The 14832-nt window shown below is 44.5% G+C and carries 18 protein-coding genes and 1 other RNA gene; 14 read left to right on the top strand and 5 right to left on the bottom strand.

Annotated elements, in window-relative coordinates; genetic code table 11:
* The first annotated feature begins 34 nt into the window (after positions 1–34).
* The 3 genes from B9G69_RS09145 to B9G69_RS09135 all read left to right on the top strand — a co-directional run bounded on the left by B9G69_RS09145 (position 35) and on the right by B9G69_RS09135 (position 3018).
* A complete protein-coding gene (locus tag B9G69_RS09145; RefSeq protein ID WP_265437697.1) occupies positions 35–1015 on the top strand; it encodes a serine/threonine protein kinase in 981 nt (326 codons plus the stop codon).
* Positions 1016–1087: 72 nt separating this feature from the next.
* Positions 1088–1579, top strand: coding sequence for a hypothetical protein (locus B9G69_RS09140; protein ID WP_088615844.1), 492 nt, complete (start codon positions 1088–1090; stop codon positions 1577–1579).
* Positions 1580–1788: 209 nt separating this feature from the next.
* Positions 1789–3018, top strand: a complete 1230-nt coding sequence (locus B9G69_RS09135; RefSeq protein WP_088615845.1) for an isocitrate dehydrogenase (NADP(+)) — start codon at positions 1789–1791, stop codon at positions 3016–3018.
* A 126-nt stretch (positions 3019–3144) separates the two neighbouring features.
* Here B9G69_RS09135 and B9G69_RS09130 read toward each other — a convergent pair whose 3' ends face one another.
* Complete coding sequence (locus tag B9G69_RS09130) at positions 3145–3543, bottom strand: VOC family protein (protein WP_254916910.1); 399 nt, start codon at positions 3541–3543, stop codon at positions 3145–3147.
* Between the two features lie 119 nt (positions 3544–3662).
* On the opposite strand from B9G69_RS09130, the gene B9G69_RS09125 reads away from it, so the two are divergent.
* Positions 3663–4541 carry a hypothetical protein gene (locus B9G69_RS09125; RefSeq protein ID WP_254916911.1) on the top strand — a complete coding sequence of 293 codons (879 nt, stop codon included), beginning with the start codon at positions 3663–3665 and terminating at the stop codon, positions 4539–4541.
* 78 nt (positions 4542–4619) lie between these two features.
* Here the strand turns inward: B9G69_RS09125 and B9G69_RS09120 are convergent, their stop codons facing one another.
* On the bottom strand, positions 4620–5156 hold the full coding sequence (locus B9G69_RS09120) for a YceI family protein (RefSeq protein ID WP_088615847.1): 537 nt from the start codon (positions 5154–5156) through the stop codon (positions 4620–4622).
* Positions 5157–5383: 227 nt separating this feature from the next.
* Here B9G69_RS09120 and B9G69_RS09115 point away from each other — a divergent pair, with 227 nt between their 5' ends.
* Together B9G69_RS09115 and B9G69_RS09110 are read left to right on the top strand one after the other, a co-directional pair.
* Entirely contained in the window at positions 5384–5878 is a 495-nt protein-coding gene (locus B9G69_RS09115; RefSeq protein WP_088615848.1) for a DUF6789 family protein, read from the top strand.
* Positions 5879–5893: 15 nt separating this feature from the next.
* The gene (locus tag B9G69_RS09110) at positions 5894–6133 is read left to right on the top strand and encodes a hypothetical protein (RefSeq protein ID WP_088615849.1); all 240 of its coding nucleotides are present in this window, start codon (positions 5894–5896) and stop codon (positions 6131–6133) included.
* Between the two features lie 104 nt (positions 6134–6237).
* On the opposite strand, the gene B9G69_RS09105 is transcribed toward B9G69_RS09110, so the two are convergent.
* The gene (locus B9G69_RS09105; RefSeq protein WP_254916912.1) at positions 6238–6606 is read right to left on the bottom strand and encodes a hypothetical protein; all 369 of its coding nucleotides are present in this window, start codon (positions 6604–6606) and stop codon (positions 6238–6240) included.
* Positions 6607–6956: 350 nt separating this feature from the next.
* Here B9G69_RS09105 and ffs point away from each other — a divergent pair.
* From ffs to B9G69_RS09065, 8 genes are all read left to right on the top strand, one after another.
* Positions 6957–7055, top strand: an RNA gene (gene ffs / locus B9G69_RS09100) — signal recognition particle sRNA small type.
* Positions 7056–7084: 29 nt separating this feature from the next.
* Entirely contained in the window at positions 7085–8875 is a 1791-nt protein-coding gene (gene dnaX, locus B9G69_RS09095; RefSeq protein ID WP_088615851.1) for a DNA polymerase III subunit gamma/tau, read from the top strand.
* A gap of 9 nt (positions 8876–8884) precedes the next feature.
* The gene (locus B9G69_RS09090) at positions 8885–9208 is read left to right on the top strand and encodes a YbaB/EbfC family nucleoid-associated protein (protein WP_088615852.1); all 324 of its coding nucleotides are present in this window, start codon (positions 8885–8887) and stop codon (positions 9206–9208) included.
* A 59-nt stretch (positions 9209–9267) separates the two neighbouring features.
* Positions 9268–9843, top strand: a complete 576-nt coding sequence (recR, locus tag B9G69_RS09085; protein WP_416220935.1) for a recombination mediator RecR — start codon at positions 9268–9270, stop codon at positions 9841–9843.
* Positions 9843–10436 carry a GTP-binding protein gene (locus B9G69_RS09080; RefSeq protein ID WP_088615854.1) on the top strand — a complete coding sequence of 198 codons (594 nt, stop codon included), beginning with the start codon at positions 9843–9845 and terminating at the stop codon, positions 10434–10436. The genes recR and B9G69_RS09080 overlap by 1 nt, the downstream gene beginning before the upstream one ends.
* Positions 10437–10591: 155 nt before the next feature.
* The gene (gene nadA / locus B9G69_RS09075; RefSeq protein WP_088615855.1) at positions 10592–11557 is read left to right on the top strand and encodes a quinolinate synthase NadA; all 966 of its coding nucleotides are present in this window, start codon (positions 10592–10594) and stop codon (positions 11555–11557) included.
* Between the two features lie 21 nt (positions 11558–11578).
* A complete protein-coding gene (locus B9G69_RS09070) occupies positions 11579–12118 on the top strand; it encodes a 4'-phosphopantetheinyl transferase family protein (RefSeq protein ID WP_088615856.1) in 540 nt (179 codons plus the stop codon).
* An 88-nt stretch (positions 12119–12206) separates the two neighbouring features.
* Complete coding sequence (locus B9G69_RS09065) at positions 12207–12608, top strand: hypothetical protein (protein WP_088615857.1); 402 nt, start codon at positions 12207–12209, stop codon at positions 12606–12608.
* A gap of 52 nt (positions 12609–12660) precedes the next feature.
* Here B9G69_RS09065 and B9G69_RS09060 read toward each other — a convergent pair whose 3' ends face one another.
* Positions 12661–14421, bottom strand: coding sequence for a hypothetical protein (locus tag B9G69_RS09060; protein WP_088615858.1), 1761 nt, complete (start codon positions 14419–14421; stop codon positions 12661–12663).
* Positions 14421–14786, bottom strand: coding sequence for a hypothetical protein (locus tag B9G69_RS09055; RefSeq protein WP_088615859.1), 366 nt, complete (start codon positions 14784–14786; stop codon positions 14421–14423). Before B9G69_RS09055 ends, B9G69_RS09060 begins: the two co-directional genes overlap by 1 nt.
* Positions 14787–14832: the final 46 nt, after the last annotated feature.

Below are 14832 nucleotides of genomic sequence, written 5' to 3'. Positions count from 1 at the left end.
TGACTTAAGCAATAAAAAGTGGCAATCTAAATCCATGGACAAAAATTCTTCGTTTTATAATTTGGATCCCGATAAAGTTCTGCAAGCTGCGGAAAATGCGGGATTTTACCCGACAGGAGAATTTGCTCAGCTGAATTCCTATGAAAATCGCGTTTTTGACATCAAGCTTGAGGAACCAGTTGAGCCAAACTCACAAAGCAAGAATGTGATTGCGAAATTCTATCGCCCCCATCGCTGGAGTAAAGAAGCGATCTTAGAAGAGCATGAGTTTCTTTTATCCCTGCGTAACGAAGGAATCCCAGCTGTCGCACCACTTTTCCAGGGACATGATTCCACCGTCGCAGAAGTAGATGGAATGTATGTTTCCTTTTTTCCAAAAGTTTTAGGGCGAATGCCACAAGAATTTTTGGGCGACGACTATCGCAAAGTCGGTCGTTTGATGGCGCAGGTTCATAATGTCGGTGCACGCAAGAAGGCTGCGCATCGTCCAACGTTAGATACCAGTTATTACGGCGGATGGGACACATTGGATCATTTGCAAGACTGGATTACTCCAGAGTTGCGCAATCGTTATAACGTTGCGGCCGAAGACATCTTGTATGCGATCGATGATAACTTTGATTCCTCCGAATTCATTCGTATCCATGGAGACTGTCACAAGGGCAATTTGCTAAATAACGGCTCTCAGTTTTTTTTGGTCGATTTTGACGATTTCGTGAACGGTCCCGTTGTGCAGGATTTCTGGATGCTTTTGTCAGGTGATCAGGAAACTTTCGGTGAAGAAAAAGATTTAATCATCTCGGGTTATGAAGAGCTTCGCGAATTTCCAGATCATCAATGGTCATGGATTCCAATGCTTCGTGGCCTGCGCATCATTTCCTATGCAGGATGGATTGCAAAGCGCTGGGAGGACCCAAGTTTTCCAAGGCTATTTCCAGAGTTCAACACATTCAGATATTGGGCTGAAGAAGTCGAAGCGCTCGAGAAAATTGCGTGGTCCATCAATCCTTCATGATTTGAGTTGACGGGTCGTCCTTAGGTCGGGAATCCTTTCAGAGAAAGTAACTCTAAACCAAGGACGGCATCGATGAAATTACTTATCACTATATTGATTTTAGGTCTGGCGTTGACAGCTTGTAAACCGGTTGAAGACAGCCTTGATGACGGCAAAACTCCTGGCAAAGTTATTAACGAAACTGACTATAGCTCCTGCGGAACTGGTAACTACGGAACTTCCGTGGTTGGTACTTGGTTTTACCAACAAGGTATTGGTAACACTAAATTCACTAAAACCTATACGTTCTCTCGTGACTATCTTCGTTTAACGAATGACTGTAACTTTGATGGAGTGACGGTTCGAGCGACGGCGACGTCTCGCTATACTTCGGGTGTTAACACCATGAGTTTCCTGGATAGCGCATTGAATGAAAATCCGATTCAAAGAGAAGGTTATAAACTGGTCTGCCAATCTAAAATCGAACCTTCGGATTTCACTTGGCGCTTTCAAGGAAACTGCCTCGTGATTGTGGACCAAACGACAAAGGCATCGATCACGCTGCTTCCCGGCTCGGCCAATTAGTTTTAAACAATTAGTTTTCATCACGTCGAAAGCCCCCGAAGAATTTCTGGGGCTTTTTTCATTTTCCCCAAACTGCCGCCCAGCGCGTCTATGGCCCCTGCCCGCCCTTATAGATACCTGCTGCAAAGCATAACTCACTCTATTCTTTGTCACGGGGTCGGCCCCTGTTCTATATTTCTAGGGCTTATTAACCCCCACAAGGACAACTCATGAAAAAAATCAAAGTTGCGAATCCCGTTGTTGAACTCGACGGCGACGAAATGACTCGTATTATCTGGAAATTTATCAAAGAAAAATTGATCCTTCCTTACCTAGACATCGACATCAAGTACTTCGATTTGGGCATGGAACATCGTGATGCTACTAACGACCAAGTAACTGTTGATTCAGCTGAAGCGATCAAAAAGTACAACGTTGGTATCAAATGCGCGACGATCACTCCAGACGAAGCACGCGTTAAAGAATTCAACTTGAAACAAATGTGGAAATCACCAAACGGTACAATCCGTAACATCTTGGACGGTACAGTTTTCCGTGAACCAATCATTTGTAAAAACGTTCCTCGTTTGGTTCCTAACTGGACAGCACCAATCTGTATCGGCCGTCACGCATTCGGTGATCAATACCGTGCAACAGATTTCGTAACTAAAGGTAAAGGTAAATTGACTGTTACTTTCCAACCTGAAAACGGTGGCGAAACAATCACTCATGAAGTTTACAACTTTAAAGGTGATGGTGTTGCTTTGACTATGTACAACACTGACGAATCCATCAAAGGTTTCGCACACTCTTGCTTCAACATGGCTCTTCAAAAGAAATGGCCTTTGTACCTTTCAACAAAAAACACAATTTTGAAAAAGTACGATGGTCGCTTCAAAGATATCTTCGAAGAAATCTATCAAAAAGAATTCAAAGCTAAATTTGAAGCTGCTGGCATCACTTACGAACACCGTTTGATCGATGACATGGTTGCATCCGCGTTGAAATGGAATGGTAACTTCGTATGGGCTTGTAAGAACTACGATGGTGACGTTCAGTCAGACACAGTGGCTCAAGGTTTCGGTTCCCTGGGCTTGATGACTTCAGTTCTTGTAACTCCAGATGGTAAAACAATGGAAGCAGAAGCTGCCCACGGAACAGTGACTCGTCACTACCGTCAACATCAACAAGGTAAACCAACGTCTACAAATCCAATCGCTTCTATCTTTGCTTGGACTCGTGGTCTTGAGCACCGCGGAAACTTGGATTCTAATCCTGAACTAGTTAAGTTCGCTCAAACTTTGGAAAAAGTTTGCGTTGAAACTGTTGAAGCTGGCTTCATGACTAAAGACCTTGCGGTTTGTATCTATGGCGATAAAGTTCCTGCAGATAAATACATGAACACAGAGCCGTTCTTGAACAAACTTGATGAGAACTTGAAAAAAGCTCTATCAATGTAAGTTCATTTCGATCGAAAGAATTGAAATAAAAAAAGCCCTGGGGAAACCCGGGGCTTTTTTTTAGGTAACAGTTCCCTTTTTTAGTACCGCGTTGCATACAGGAACAGGACCTGGCACCTTTTTTACCTAGAAGGTGATCTTGATTGCTTCGCTGGATTTTTTTGCAGGGCCATGGAATACGGCTTCGATGTTATTCCCATCAGGATCGATCACGAAGGCTCCATAATACCCTGGGTGGTAGGGGCGCTCGCCGGGTTTACCGTTGTCTTTTCCACCGGATTTCATTGCTACCTCATAGAACTTATCAACCATAGCACGATCCTTAGCTTGAAATGCCAAATGTACACGTCCCGTTAACGAACCTGTCGCTGCTTTGCTTTCCTTCGTAGATACAAAGAGCTCATCCACCCAAAAAAAGTCGGGCCCTTGTCCACCGACGGGAATTTGTAATGTTTCAAAGATCGGTAAGTAGAATTTTTTAGAGGACTCTAGATCTTTAACGACTAACTGAATGTGATCAATCAAACGTCCGCGATATATTTCATTTGTTTCAACGTCGGCTCCTTCACGCGTATATTATTTTTTGTTTTACGCCCTTTACAAAATAGGACACAGTATTTCAGTTGAACTCAAGGGTAAAGCGTATGAATTTAATCAAAGTCTTAACACTTATAGGCATTTTAACGTTGGGTCATAACAGCCTTGCCGTTATGCGATTTGTTTATCATGCGCCTGAGTCTGATCATGATTTTCGTTATAAATATCATTGGGAAGTCTTAAAATCCGCACTCGATCTGACAACTAAAAAATTTGGGCCATATTCTCTGACGCCCTCTGAAATTCTTACCGAAGATCAGCAACTGGCGGAGATGAAAAAGGGAAGTCCAAAACTTACCGTCATGATTCGCGAAACCAATAAGGTTTTTGAAACAGAATTAAATGCGGTAAAAATTCCGATTGATCGCAACCTGATCGGCTATCGAGTGCTGTTGATTGACAGAAAAAATCAGGCACTACTTACTAAAGTAGACTCATTAGAAAAACTTGTCACTCTTCAGGTGGGCCAAGGCGCAGGCTGGGGCGATATTCCAATTTTAAAAAACTCTGGATTTAGCGTTATCACGGAAGAGAAGTACGACGATTTATTTAAATCTTTAAGCGCTGGAAAATTTCAAATATTTCCCCGTGGCGTCGTTGAGGTCCTTGAAGAATATCGCCAGTTCAAAAAACGCTACCCCAACTTGGTGATAGATGACCACGTTCTGCTCTATTATCCCCTGCCGACTTATTTTTGGTTCCACGATTCATCGGATGGCCGCCTGATGGCCCGTCGAGTGGAAGAAGGTTTAAGATTCATGATTAAAAGCGGTTCTTATCGCAAGATATTTGATAAGCACTATTCGAAAGTGATCAGGGAACTGGATCTGAAAAACAGAGCTCTTATAAAAATACCAAATCCATATTTGCCCTCCTCGGTGCCATTTGATCGCAAGGAGCTTTGGTTCAGTCCGGAAGACCTATAAAAAAAGCGACTTACTTTAATAGCAAGTCGCTGCGAAATATCTTTAGATTTTCTCCGACGTTGAATCGGCTTCAATCAGTTATTTTTCTTTAGCAAACTGAATATCTAGAGTGATTGCAACATCGTCACCAACGAGTACACCACCCGCCTCAAGAGCCGCATTCCAGTTCAAACCAAAATCTTTACGTTTGATTTTAGTTTTCGCAGAAATTGCAATTTTAGTATTGCCCCATGGGTCTGTGTGTTCTGCTGATGGGCCTTCAACTTCAAGTACGACTTCTTTCGTCACTCCGTGAATCGTCAAAGCGCCAGTGACTTTCAGTTCTTCATCGCCTGCGCGTTCCACTTTAGAAGATTTAAAAGTGATCGTTGGATATTTCTCCACATCAAAGAAGTCGGCACTTTTTAAATGGGCATCACGCTGTGCTTCGCGAGTATTAATACTTGCCGCTTCAATCGATGCTTCGATCACAGATTTAGTGATGTCTGAAGAATCCAATGAAAGGGTCCCGCTGATTTTTTCGAAGCCACCATGTACTTTAGCGATCATCATGTGTTTGATAGAAAAGTTTGCAGAAGAATGGGATGGGTCGATTTGGAATTTTGCTGTAGTCATAGTGTCCTCCTAGAGACTTAAGTTATTTGCTACTCCTTAACTATCGACGAAAAGACATTGTCGCGACAGAGGACTGATACGCAAATCATTGTTGCATTTTTGTACCCCCTCCCAAATGACATCCCACGACGAACGTAACAGTAATGACTGTAATCAAACAACAAATCCCATTGATGGGTTTTCACGCTAGATTATGAGAGTAAAATACTAATGAAAGGGAGGTTTGTATGAACGTCTTATTTCGAGGCTTTTGGGCCAGCACGATGGCAACCAGTACGATGACTTATTCACTGTTCGAGGCCTTCAAAAATCTCACACTGCGCGACCGCGTGAAACCACTGCCCCAAGCTCAGGTCGCAACCACGGTGATGAACAAAATGAATCTCACCCAAAAATTAAACTCTGAAGGACGACAAGAGGCTTCGATGGTGGCGCATTATGGGTATGGCGCCGTCTTTGGCGTCGCTTATGCCCTTCTGGCTTCAAAGGTTCCTGGTAACCCCGTAGTCAAAGGTGGACTTTTCGGATTAGGTGTATGGGCAGCAAGTTACTTTGGTATTATTCCCGCCCTTAATCTTGAACCTAAAGATCGGAAACAAACCCCGCAGCGTAAAGCCATGATTATTGGCGCTCACGTAGTTTGGGGAGTCAGTATGGCTATCGCCGAAAACTCTTTGAAAAAAAGAGGAACGCAAATGTTCGATGCAAAATATCGCACTTAATAAAAGGAGACTCCGATGAAAAATTCCGAGCACAGACAGGAAATCAAAAGAGATATTCCTCAACAAATTATCAAAGCAGCAAAACGCGATTCTAGGCCTCATCAAAATCACACACCCGACGGCCCTGCTGAGGAATACATCAACGAATTTCAAAACGACAGCAATGAACTGCCACCAGCACCAGTCATAACTCCCACAAATGGAAAATCCAGCTTCTGGGATATCTTCAGACCGAAAAATAAAAAACCAGATTGAGAATTCAATCTGGTTAAAATCTAAAAATTAAGTCCTTACCGAACTAGGTAGGGACTTAATTTCTAATACTTGGACAAAGTAAGTCCGTACCTTTATTCGTACCTTTATTTAACTTGAATCTTAAGTTTGTAGGTGGCTTTTGAGCGGCATGTGCTTTCGACACCTTCCGTAGAGCAAACCATCTTGCCACAGTTCATCGAAAGAACTTGGTTATCTTTGTTAAGCTCCTTCAACTCTTTCTTCCAATCAGCACAAGCCTTCTTCCAGGAGGCACGAGCCTCTTTAATCAAGTTCGCTTCCTCGCCCTCAACATCATCCTCACCCGAAGTAACCTCATACTTATTATCAGCAGAGTTCCCCTTCTTAACAGAAATAGTAGTATCCCCATCAGCCGGAATGTCTTTCACACCGATAGACTGAGCAAAAGAAATCGAAACCAACAAAGTAACAAACAAACCAAGAACGACTTTCATAGAAAAGACCTCCGAATTAAAAAGAATCCTACCACTCCCCAATAAACAAAGAAGTCTTAACACCCCTGCACCCACACCCCACACAACGCAACCAGTCAAAGTCCAACATCTCCCATGGGCCCAAATCCAACTGAATCGTTTAAAGCGAAAGCACTCTTCCACAGAGGGAATTTTCGAAGGGGAAGGGCTCGAAAGCGACCTCCGCGGGGTCTGGAAGACCCTCCCCGCAGGGGAAGCGGCAAGGGCAGGAAGCCCGGGTCGATTGCGAGCCCTTCCCCTTCGAAAATTTCCTCTGTGGTACGACGAGTTATCGAATGAAACCCAACCCCCAGTAGGATACACCTGCCCATGGCCGGGTCCCATACAATAGCCCCCTTGACGAACTCCGCTAGGTCCGGAAGGAAGCAACGGCACTCGAGGAACTATGTGATATGGGGTGCTCGGCCACTTTTTTGTTTTAAGCAGTTCGGAGAATGTTTTGTCTTATCAGGTGATTGCGCGCAAATGGCGTCCCCAATCTTTCACTGACGTTGTCGGACAGAATCATATTACCCAAACTCTGGCGAACGCGCTTAAGAACAACCGTCTTCCTCACGCACTGCTTTTCACAGGTCCTCGTGGTACTGGTAAAACTTCATCAGCTCGTATCTTAGCAAAGGCTTTGCGTTGCCCGAATGCGGTGAATTTTGTTCCGTGCAACACGTGTGATTCTTGCCGTGAAATTGCTACGGGTTCTAGCGTTGATGTTATGGAAATCGACGGAGCTTCAAACAACGGTGTGGATTCCATCCGTGAGCTTCGCGAAACCGTGGCATTCATGCCTACAAGCGGTAAATACAAAATTTATATCATCGACGAAGTTCACATGCTTTCGACAAGTGCCTTCAACGCCCTTCTAAAAACTTTGGAAGAGCCGCCAGGTCACGTGATCTTTATCATGGCAACAACCGAAGTTCACAAAATCCCACAGACGATTTTGTCCCGTTGCCAACGTTTTGATTTCCGCAGAATCACCACACGCCAAATCACTGAACGCTTAAAGCTGATCTGTGATCAAGAAGGCGTACCTGCGGAAGAGGAAGCTCTATGGGTTATCGCTCGTCAGGGTGATGGTTCCATGCGTGATTCACAAAGTTTGTTGGACCAAGTAATTACCTTTGCGAATGGTCCCCTAACTCGTCAAAACGTGGTGGAGATTTTGGGTCTTACGGATCGCGCCTTGTTGTTTGAAACACTGACGGCTTTGGTGGAACGCAGCTCTCAAAATATTCTGAAAGTGATCGAGAAAATTTCCACAGCGGGTTTCGAACCGCATTTATTCTCTCAAGATTTGTTGGAAATGATCCGCAACCTTCTGTTGGTTAAAGTCTCTGAAACTCAAGCCGCCCAAATTCTGGAAATGCCAGACACGGAACTGCAAGCGTTGAACGATTTGTCGCAACGTTTGTCTGAAGAAGACATCCACATGCTCTTCGACATGGCATTAAAAGGCGGCAGCGATATTCCTCGTGCGCAAGATCCTCGTATTGTGCTTGAAGTGATCTTGCTTCGCATGGCGTCTGCGCCGAAGCTTGCTGACCTAAAGACTCTTTTGGCAAATGGTCCTCAAGCCTCTAACAGCGCAGGTGGTACCAGGCCCTATGTTCCGCCAGTAGCTCTTCCCGTTCATGGTCATGAGCGACTGAAGGAATCTCAATCTGTACCTGAAGTTCCATCAGGTTTAGAAAAAATGAAGGCAGCCTTTGACGGCCCCACTAAAAAAACTACGGAAACAAAACCCGCGACTCCCGCACCGACACCTGCCACCGTTGCAGAGGTAGTACCTGAAGCCCCAAAAATGGCGACAGGTGCAAATGCGACAGAACGTTGGGTCCATTTTGTGGAGTTAGTGCGCCAAGACGACGCCTTGTTTGCGGCAAAGATCGAAAACCTTCTGTTCGTTAAGGAAGAGGGCAAACTTTTAACGTTGGGTGTTCCGACAAAATTGGTCTTCCTAAAGGACCAAATGGCTGACACTTCTGTGCGTAAAAAGGTGCAAGGATTTATTGATTCGTACTGGGGTGCTGGGTATTCTTTTGAAGTATTAATGAAGGGTGATCAGGTCGGCGAATCCGCTCAGGCTCTGCAGCAAAAGAAAGTGCAGCTGGCTGAAGATGAGATCCGCAACAAGATTGCCGAAAACCCGATGGTGAAAGCTGCTCAGGATGCATTCCAGGGCAAAATCAAATCCATCGTAGAACTAAAGCGCGACAACGCGCCTAAAAAGTAAGGGGATTCTATGAAAGGCCTTGGCGGCGGAATGGCAGCTTTGATGAAGCAAGCCAATCAAATGCAAATGAAAATGAAAAAAGCCCAAGAAGAACTTGCTAAAGCTGAATACGAAGCAAGCACTGGCGGCGGCGCAGTTACTGTTAAAGTGAACGGCGATCACATGATCACTTCTTTGAAAATCAGCGCTGACGTTATGAAAGACGGCGATGTTGAAATGCTTCAAGACATGATCGTATCTGCAACTAACGAAGCAGTTAAAAAAGCTCGTGATACTTCTTCCAAAGAAATGGAAAAGATCACTGGCGGCATGAACATCCCAGGGATGTTCTAGTTAAATAATCGGAGAAACCCTTGCTTCACATCACCGCTCTTGAAAAATTAGTCCACGAAATGAGCCGTCTGCCCGGTATCGGGCCCAAGACTGCTCAACGTTTGGCCTATTTCATTCTTAAATCAGAGAATGAATTCCCCGAGCGTTTGAGTGAAGCACTTCTTCGTGTGCGCGCGGAAGTTCACGACTGCCCTCGTTGCTTCAACTTTACGGATGCAGATCTTTGCCGTTATTGCCAAGATGTTCACCGTGCTGATGATGCTCTTTGTGTGGTGGAAGAACCTTCAGATATCATGCGCATTGAATCTTCGGGTGCTTTCCGTGGCCGTTACCATGTTTTGCATGGTGCGATCTCTCCACTGGAAGGTATCGGACCTAAAGAACTCAAAATCCATGAATTGATCGACCGAGTGGACGCAGGTTTGCGCGGTGACGGCCCCGTGATCAAGGAAATCATCCTTGCATTGGACGCAGATCTTGAAGGCGATACGACGATTTTGTACCTTGCTAAACAGTTGCAGGGTAAAGGATTGAAACTTTCTCGCATTGCCCATGGAGTTCCTATTGGCAGCGACATCGATTTCATAGATGATAGAACTATGGGTCGTGCCCTGCAAAATAGAGTGGAGCTGTAATGTCCTTTATTAACTACAATGCCAAAGAGATTCACTGCAAAGTCGTGTACTACGGTCCTTCATTGGGCGGTAAAACGACAAATATTCAGTGGGTTTATCAAAAAACGGCTGAGGATCAAAAATCCAAGCTCGTGGCATTGAATACGGACATTGAGCGCACCCTGTTTTTTGACTTCCTTCCACTGAACGTGGGGGAAATCCGTGGTTTCAAAACTCGTTTCCACCTTTACACAGTCCCGGGCCAAGTTGTTTACGATGCTTCCCGCAAGCTGATCCTTAAAGGTTTGGACGGCGTTATTTTCGTTGCAGACTCTCAGATCGAGCGTATGGACGAAAACTTGGAATCTTTGCGCAATCTTGAGACGAACCTTGAACAACAAGGTTACGACATCAAAGAAATCCCATTGATCATGCAGTACAATAAGCGCGACCTTCCCAATGTAGCGTCTTTGGCTGAGATGAGAAGCGCTTTAAACCCTTACAATGCCCCTGAAATCGAAGGTTGTGCTTCTGAAGGCCGTGGCGTGTTTGAGTCGTTAAAAACGGCTTCTAAATCGATTATCAACGTTCTTAAAGGCGGAACGACTCTGTAAACCAGAGCGATTCCTGACTTTTTTCTCTTCAAAACCAAGTTCATTTCGCTTTCATTTTCCTCTTACGACCTAAGGTTGGCTGTGCTATAGGATGTCGCACCTATTGAGCGTATAATTAACGTTCAAAGCGCGAGTAATGACGTGAGGTTGTAATTATGAGCTATGATGTTGCTGCGGAAATCCAAAGACTGAAAAAAGAGAAGAACGCTGTCGTTCTGGCTCACTACTACGAAGATGGCGACATTCAAGACGTGGCTGATTATGTCGGCGACAGTTTCTTTTTGGCTAAAAAAGGCCAGGAAGTAAAAGAGCAAGTGATCCTGCTTGCAGGTGTCGTGTTCATGGCTGAATCAGTTAAGATCATGAATCCCACGAAAACGGTTTTGGTTCCAGAACTTGAAGCATCATGCTCGCTGGTTAAAGGTGCCCCTTACGATAAGTACTTGGCGTGGCGCCAACAACATCGCGATGGTATCGCGGTGACTTACATCAACTCCTCTGCCGAAGTTAAATCCATCTCCGATGTGATCATAACTTCTTCCAATGCTCAGCAAATCGTTAACGCTATTCCTAAAGATCGCAAAATCTTGTTCGGCCCGGATCAACACTTGGGTCGTTGGTTGTCTAAAAAATTGGGCCGCGAAATGGAATTCTGGAATGGCTCCTGCGAAGTGCACGTGCTGTTCAATGCGAACCGCTTGGCTGCTTTGATCAAAGAACATCCAGATGCTTTAATCTTGGCACACCCTGAATGTGACGATTCTGTTTTGGCTTATGCGAACGTGATTGGATCGACTCAGCACTTGTTGGATTCTGTATCTTCAAATCCGCACAAGAAATTTATTGTTGCCACAGAGACTGGGATATTCCATCAAATGCAAAAGCGCCGTCCTGATGCCACTTTCATCCAAGCACCTGTAGTGGATGAGGGTTGTCAGTGCAACGACTGCCCCTACATGAAGATGAATAATTTAGAAAAAATTAAACGCGCCCTAGAAACCTTAGAGCCGCAAATGAATCTGCCAGAATCATTGCGCTTAGAAGCAAAAGTTTCCTTGGATCGCATGATGGATATCACCAGCGGTAAAGCAGTGACTTGGCCGAAAGAGTTCGCTCTTTAATTTCTGAATGAGGACTCTGACATGTTGATCATCGATAATCACAAGTTAGAGTCTTTGCGGAAACATCTGAACTGCCCCGACTTGCAAGTATATGCATATACAGAATGGGGCAGTAACAACAATGATCATAGAAAACTGATTCATGCTCATCGTGATCAAATTATTTTAAATTCAAGCACTCCCCTGCAATCCAGTATTGCCCACACTCAAGGTATGGGAATTTTGGTGATCTCAAGCCATGCGGTCGGCGTTGATGTCGAGAACACTCACCGCGTTTCAGAGCCTATCGCCAAGCGAGTGGCGAGGCCGGGCGAGTACGAGGCAGCCCCAAGTGCTGCAAGCTTATGGACGGCTAAAGAGGCTTGTTTTAAAGCGCTTCGCCCCTTCAGCCAGCCGTCGGTGCTTTCTGAATTTTCTGTAGGGGATTGGCAAAAAATCACGTCCCACTATGAGACGTTCTCTCTGCAAGAATACTCTGAATACCAAGCCCCGTCTGCGGGAGCGGGCGTCTGTTTCCACCAAGAGAAATTTAGTTTTGGTTTTTACTGCGTGAACCTTTAACTTTGGTCCGGTCTTGCCGAAGAGTTTAATATCCTGCACTTATCGCAGGAGCTCATGTGTAGGTTCCATCAGAGCAAGGTAGGTAATAATGGGAAACGCAGCAACGAATAAACGGATAGCTCCCCGTAAAGAAGTCTCTCCGATTCATGTATCGTATATGACTTCATTAGATGATTTCGCGAAGATCGCAAAGAACTGCGAAATCGTGGAAGCTTCTTCCTCAGGTTTGCTTCTTTTAGTTAAAAGAGAAGATCTAATTCCCACAGCACTTAGAAAAAATTTGACCCTGGATGTTTTGATTGGCGATAGAATCTTCATGCATCTAGATGAAATGAATTTGGAAATTTCCGGCGTTATTAAAAGAACAAAACTGCTGGGCAAAAAAGGTTTCCATATCGCTGTTGATTATAGCGAAGATGCTCCAGAATACTGGCGCGAATGTCTGATGGATCTGCTACCAGCTCCAGGCGAACTTGAAGAAGTTGAATAAATATCTTTCTTACACATGAGACTAAAAAGGGAATCCAAGTGGATTCCCTTTTTTATTTTGTCTTATTATAGGAGGCCATCAACTCATCAAGCCTTGAGTTAAAGATCTTTTGCCCCTCGGCGCTTGCATACTCAGATGATTTAAGCTGTCGCTTATACTGTTCTAGCTCTCCAGAGATGGCCTGCCAGTTATTCTGACGAAGCTTAAGCTTATCTTCATCAATCTTTTGCGCAGGCCCCATGATATCTCGGAAATTTACACCCGCTTCCATTTGCTTTTGTATTTCTTGTTCTCTAATTGTGATCGCATCCATCTGTGATTTAGTAGCACTATTGGTTTTAAGAACTTCATCAATTTTCTGATTCATCAGACGACTGGCACGCTCATTTTCATAATCCTTACGAAGACGGATCACATTTGCCTCGGACGCCGTGGCCATACCATTCTTCATGCCTTCGCCGGGCCCCGCACCCTTTTCAACCCACGTGAATGGTACGTTTAAATCACCAAGAATCGGCTGTACTCCCAATCGTACAAAGTTTTTAAGAGCCATAAACTCGGGATTCAAAGCGGAGTCACCAGTGCCTTTGTTATCAAAGTAAGTATCTGTGGCTTTTAGTTTTTCCAAAATCTCTGCCCGGGACATTTTTAAGATGTCTCCCCACTGCAGGTTTTTCGGAGCCCCGACTTTATCCAAGAGCTTGTTATACTCCCCAATTTGCTGAGAAAAATTCTGCACGAAATTCTTTTTAACATCCGCAAAATGGATGAGGCGAATCATCGTGTCTGCCGAAGGCATTCCAACTTGTTGCTCCGGAGGCAAGACTTCTTTGCAATGAGCATAATCCTGAAGCTGTTCATAGAAACGTCTAAGATCACTGCTAGATGTATTGGCAGGGGGATTTTCGCATCCTTTTTCTGCATTCAGATAGCACGTATAGATTTTGGCATCTTTCAGAAATGCGCCTTCACACATTGATTGAATATTTGCGACATCCATCGTCGCAAATTTATTCGAAAAGTTATTTCCAACACAGATTGCGGCATCGGTGATGCGAACTCCTTCGAGCTTCTTAAAAGCCTTTTGAAGTTCGTTTTGATCTTTGATTTGGGCCAGATCTTTTTCTTTGGAAAGAAAATCTTTAAGTAGTGCCCAGTTCGCCGGACTGTTTCCCAATGGGCCTTTTTTATCAAAACCAACGACAACCTCGACCTGCGGAAATGCTTTTTTCCAATACAGACTAAGACTGCTTAAATTCGCGGTGTAACAACCCCACAGCGCCAGAGAGCGAATGCTATCCCCAAGCGGCGCATTTTTCTGAAAAGCCTCTGCCAAATTTTTATCGGTAAGATCACCAAAAGTTCCACCAAAATGTCCGTTTCCGTCATGCCCAGAAACGACCAACGAAGAAAGGTTCACGCCTTGGCTCTTGAGACCTCTCAGCGCTTTGTCTAAAGTTTCCGGATTAAGCTGATTTTTTTGACGGAACTCATTCTCATTGGCCATGGCATCGTTCAGCGCTTTACTGACGCCCGAGCATGCAGCCGAATTCGCATTTCCGCTGGAACAACCTTTGCGAAGATAGTCTTCATTGGCCTTTTGTGTCTTTGCCAAAAGTTCCGCCTGCTTTGTCGCTAGCTCTTTAGTTACTTCAGGTATAACGATAACTTGTTCACCCCGCTTCGAGGCTGCTGCCTTCGCGGCTTCAATTTCCTTAGGATTTCCATTCAGATCTAAAAAAAGAATATCGGCTTGAGCTTCCAGTGAACTTAAAACGAAGAGTCCCACAAGGATGATTAATATCTTTTTCATCAACGCCGTCCCTGAAGAAGCTTTTGAAATTTCGCCAATTGCTTTTTGGGAGCCTCTGGATACTTTTTTGCTAAATCTTTCAGACTGCCGTTTTGCGCACGCAAAACAAACATATCGCGATCATAGTGATTCTTATTCTTGAAAAACTTTGTCAGCCCCGCTTTTTCAAAAATGGCATCACGCTCTCCGGGAGACATCACTTGATGAACGCTGTGAGACTTGTTCACGGGACCATTTAGTTTTTCACTGGGATATTCTTTGGAATAAACGGAATAATTAATCTCTGCCGGTGGCGTGATATTACTGGTCGCGATAGCGCTGGATGCACTTAGAAAAATTGCTATAGCGCCAAGCTGACTGAACATGATTAATCCCTCTTGAATATAGTAAACGAGGAAGGATTAATTGTAA

The sequence above is a fragment of the Bdellovibrio sp. SKB1291214 genome, from assembly GCF_002209355.2.
Taxonomy (GTDB): Bacteria; Bdellovibrionota; Bdellovibrionia; order Bdellovibrionales; family Bdellovibrionaceae; genus Bdellovibrio.
Note: the sequence above shows the minus strand (reverse complement) of the source record. Positions and strands in the feature narration are given on the sequence as shown.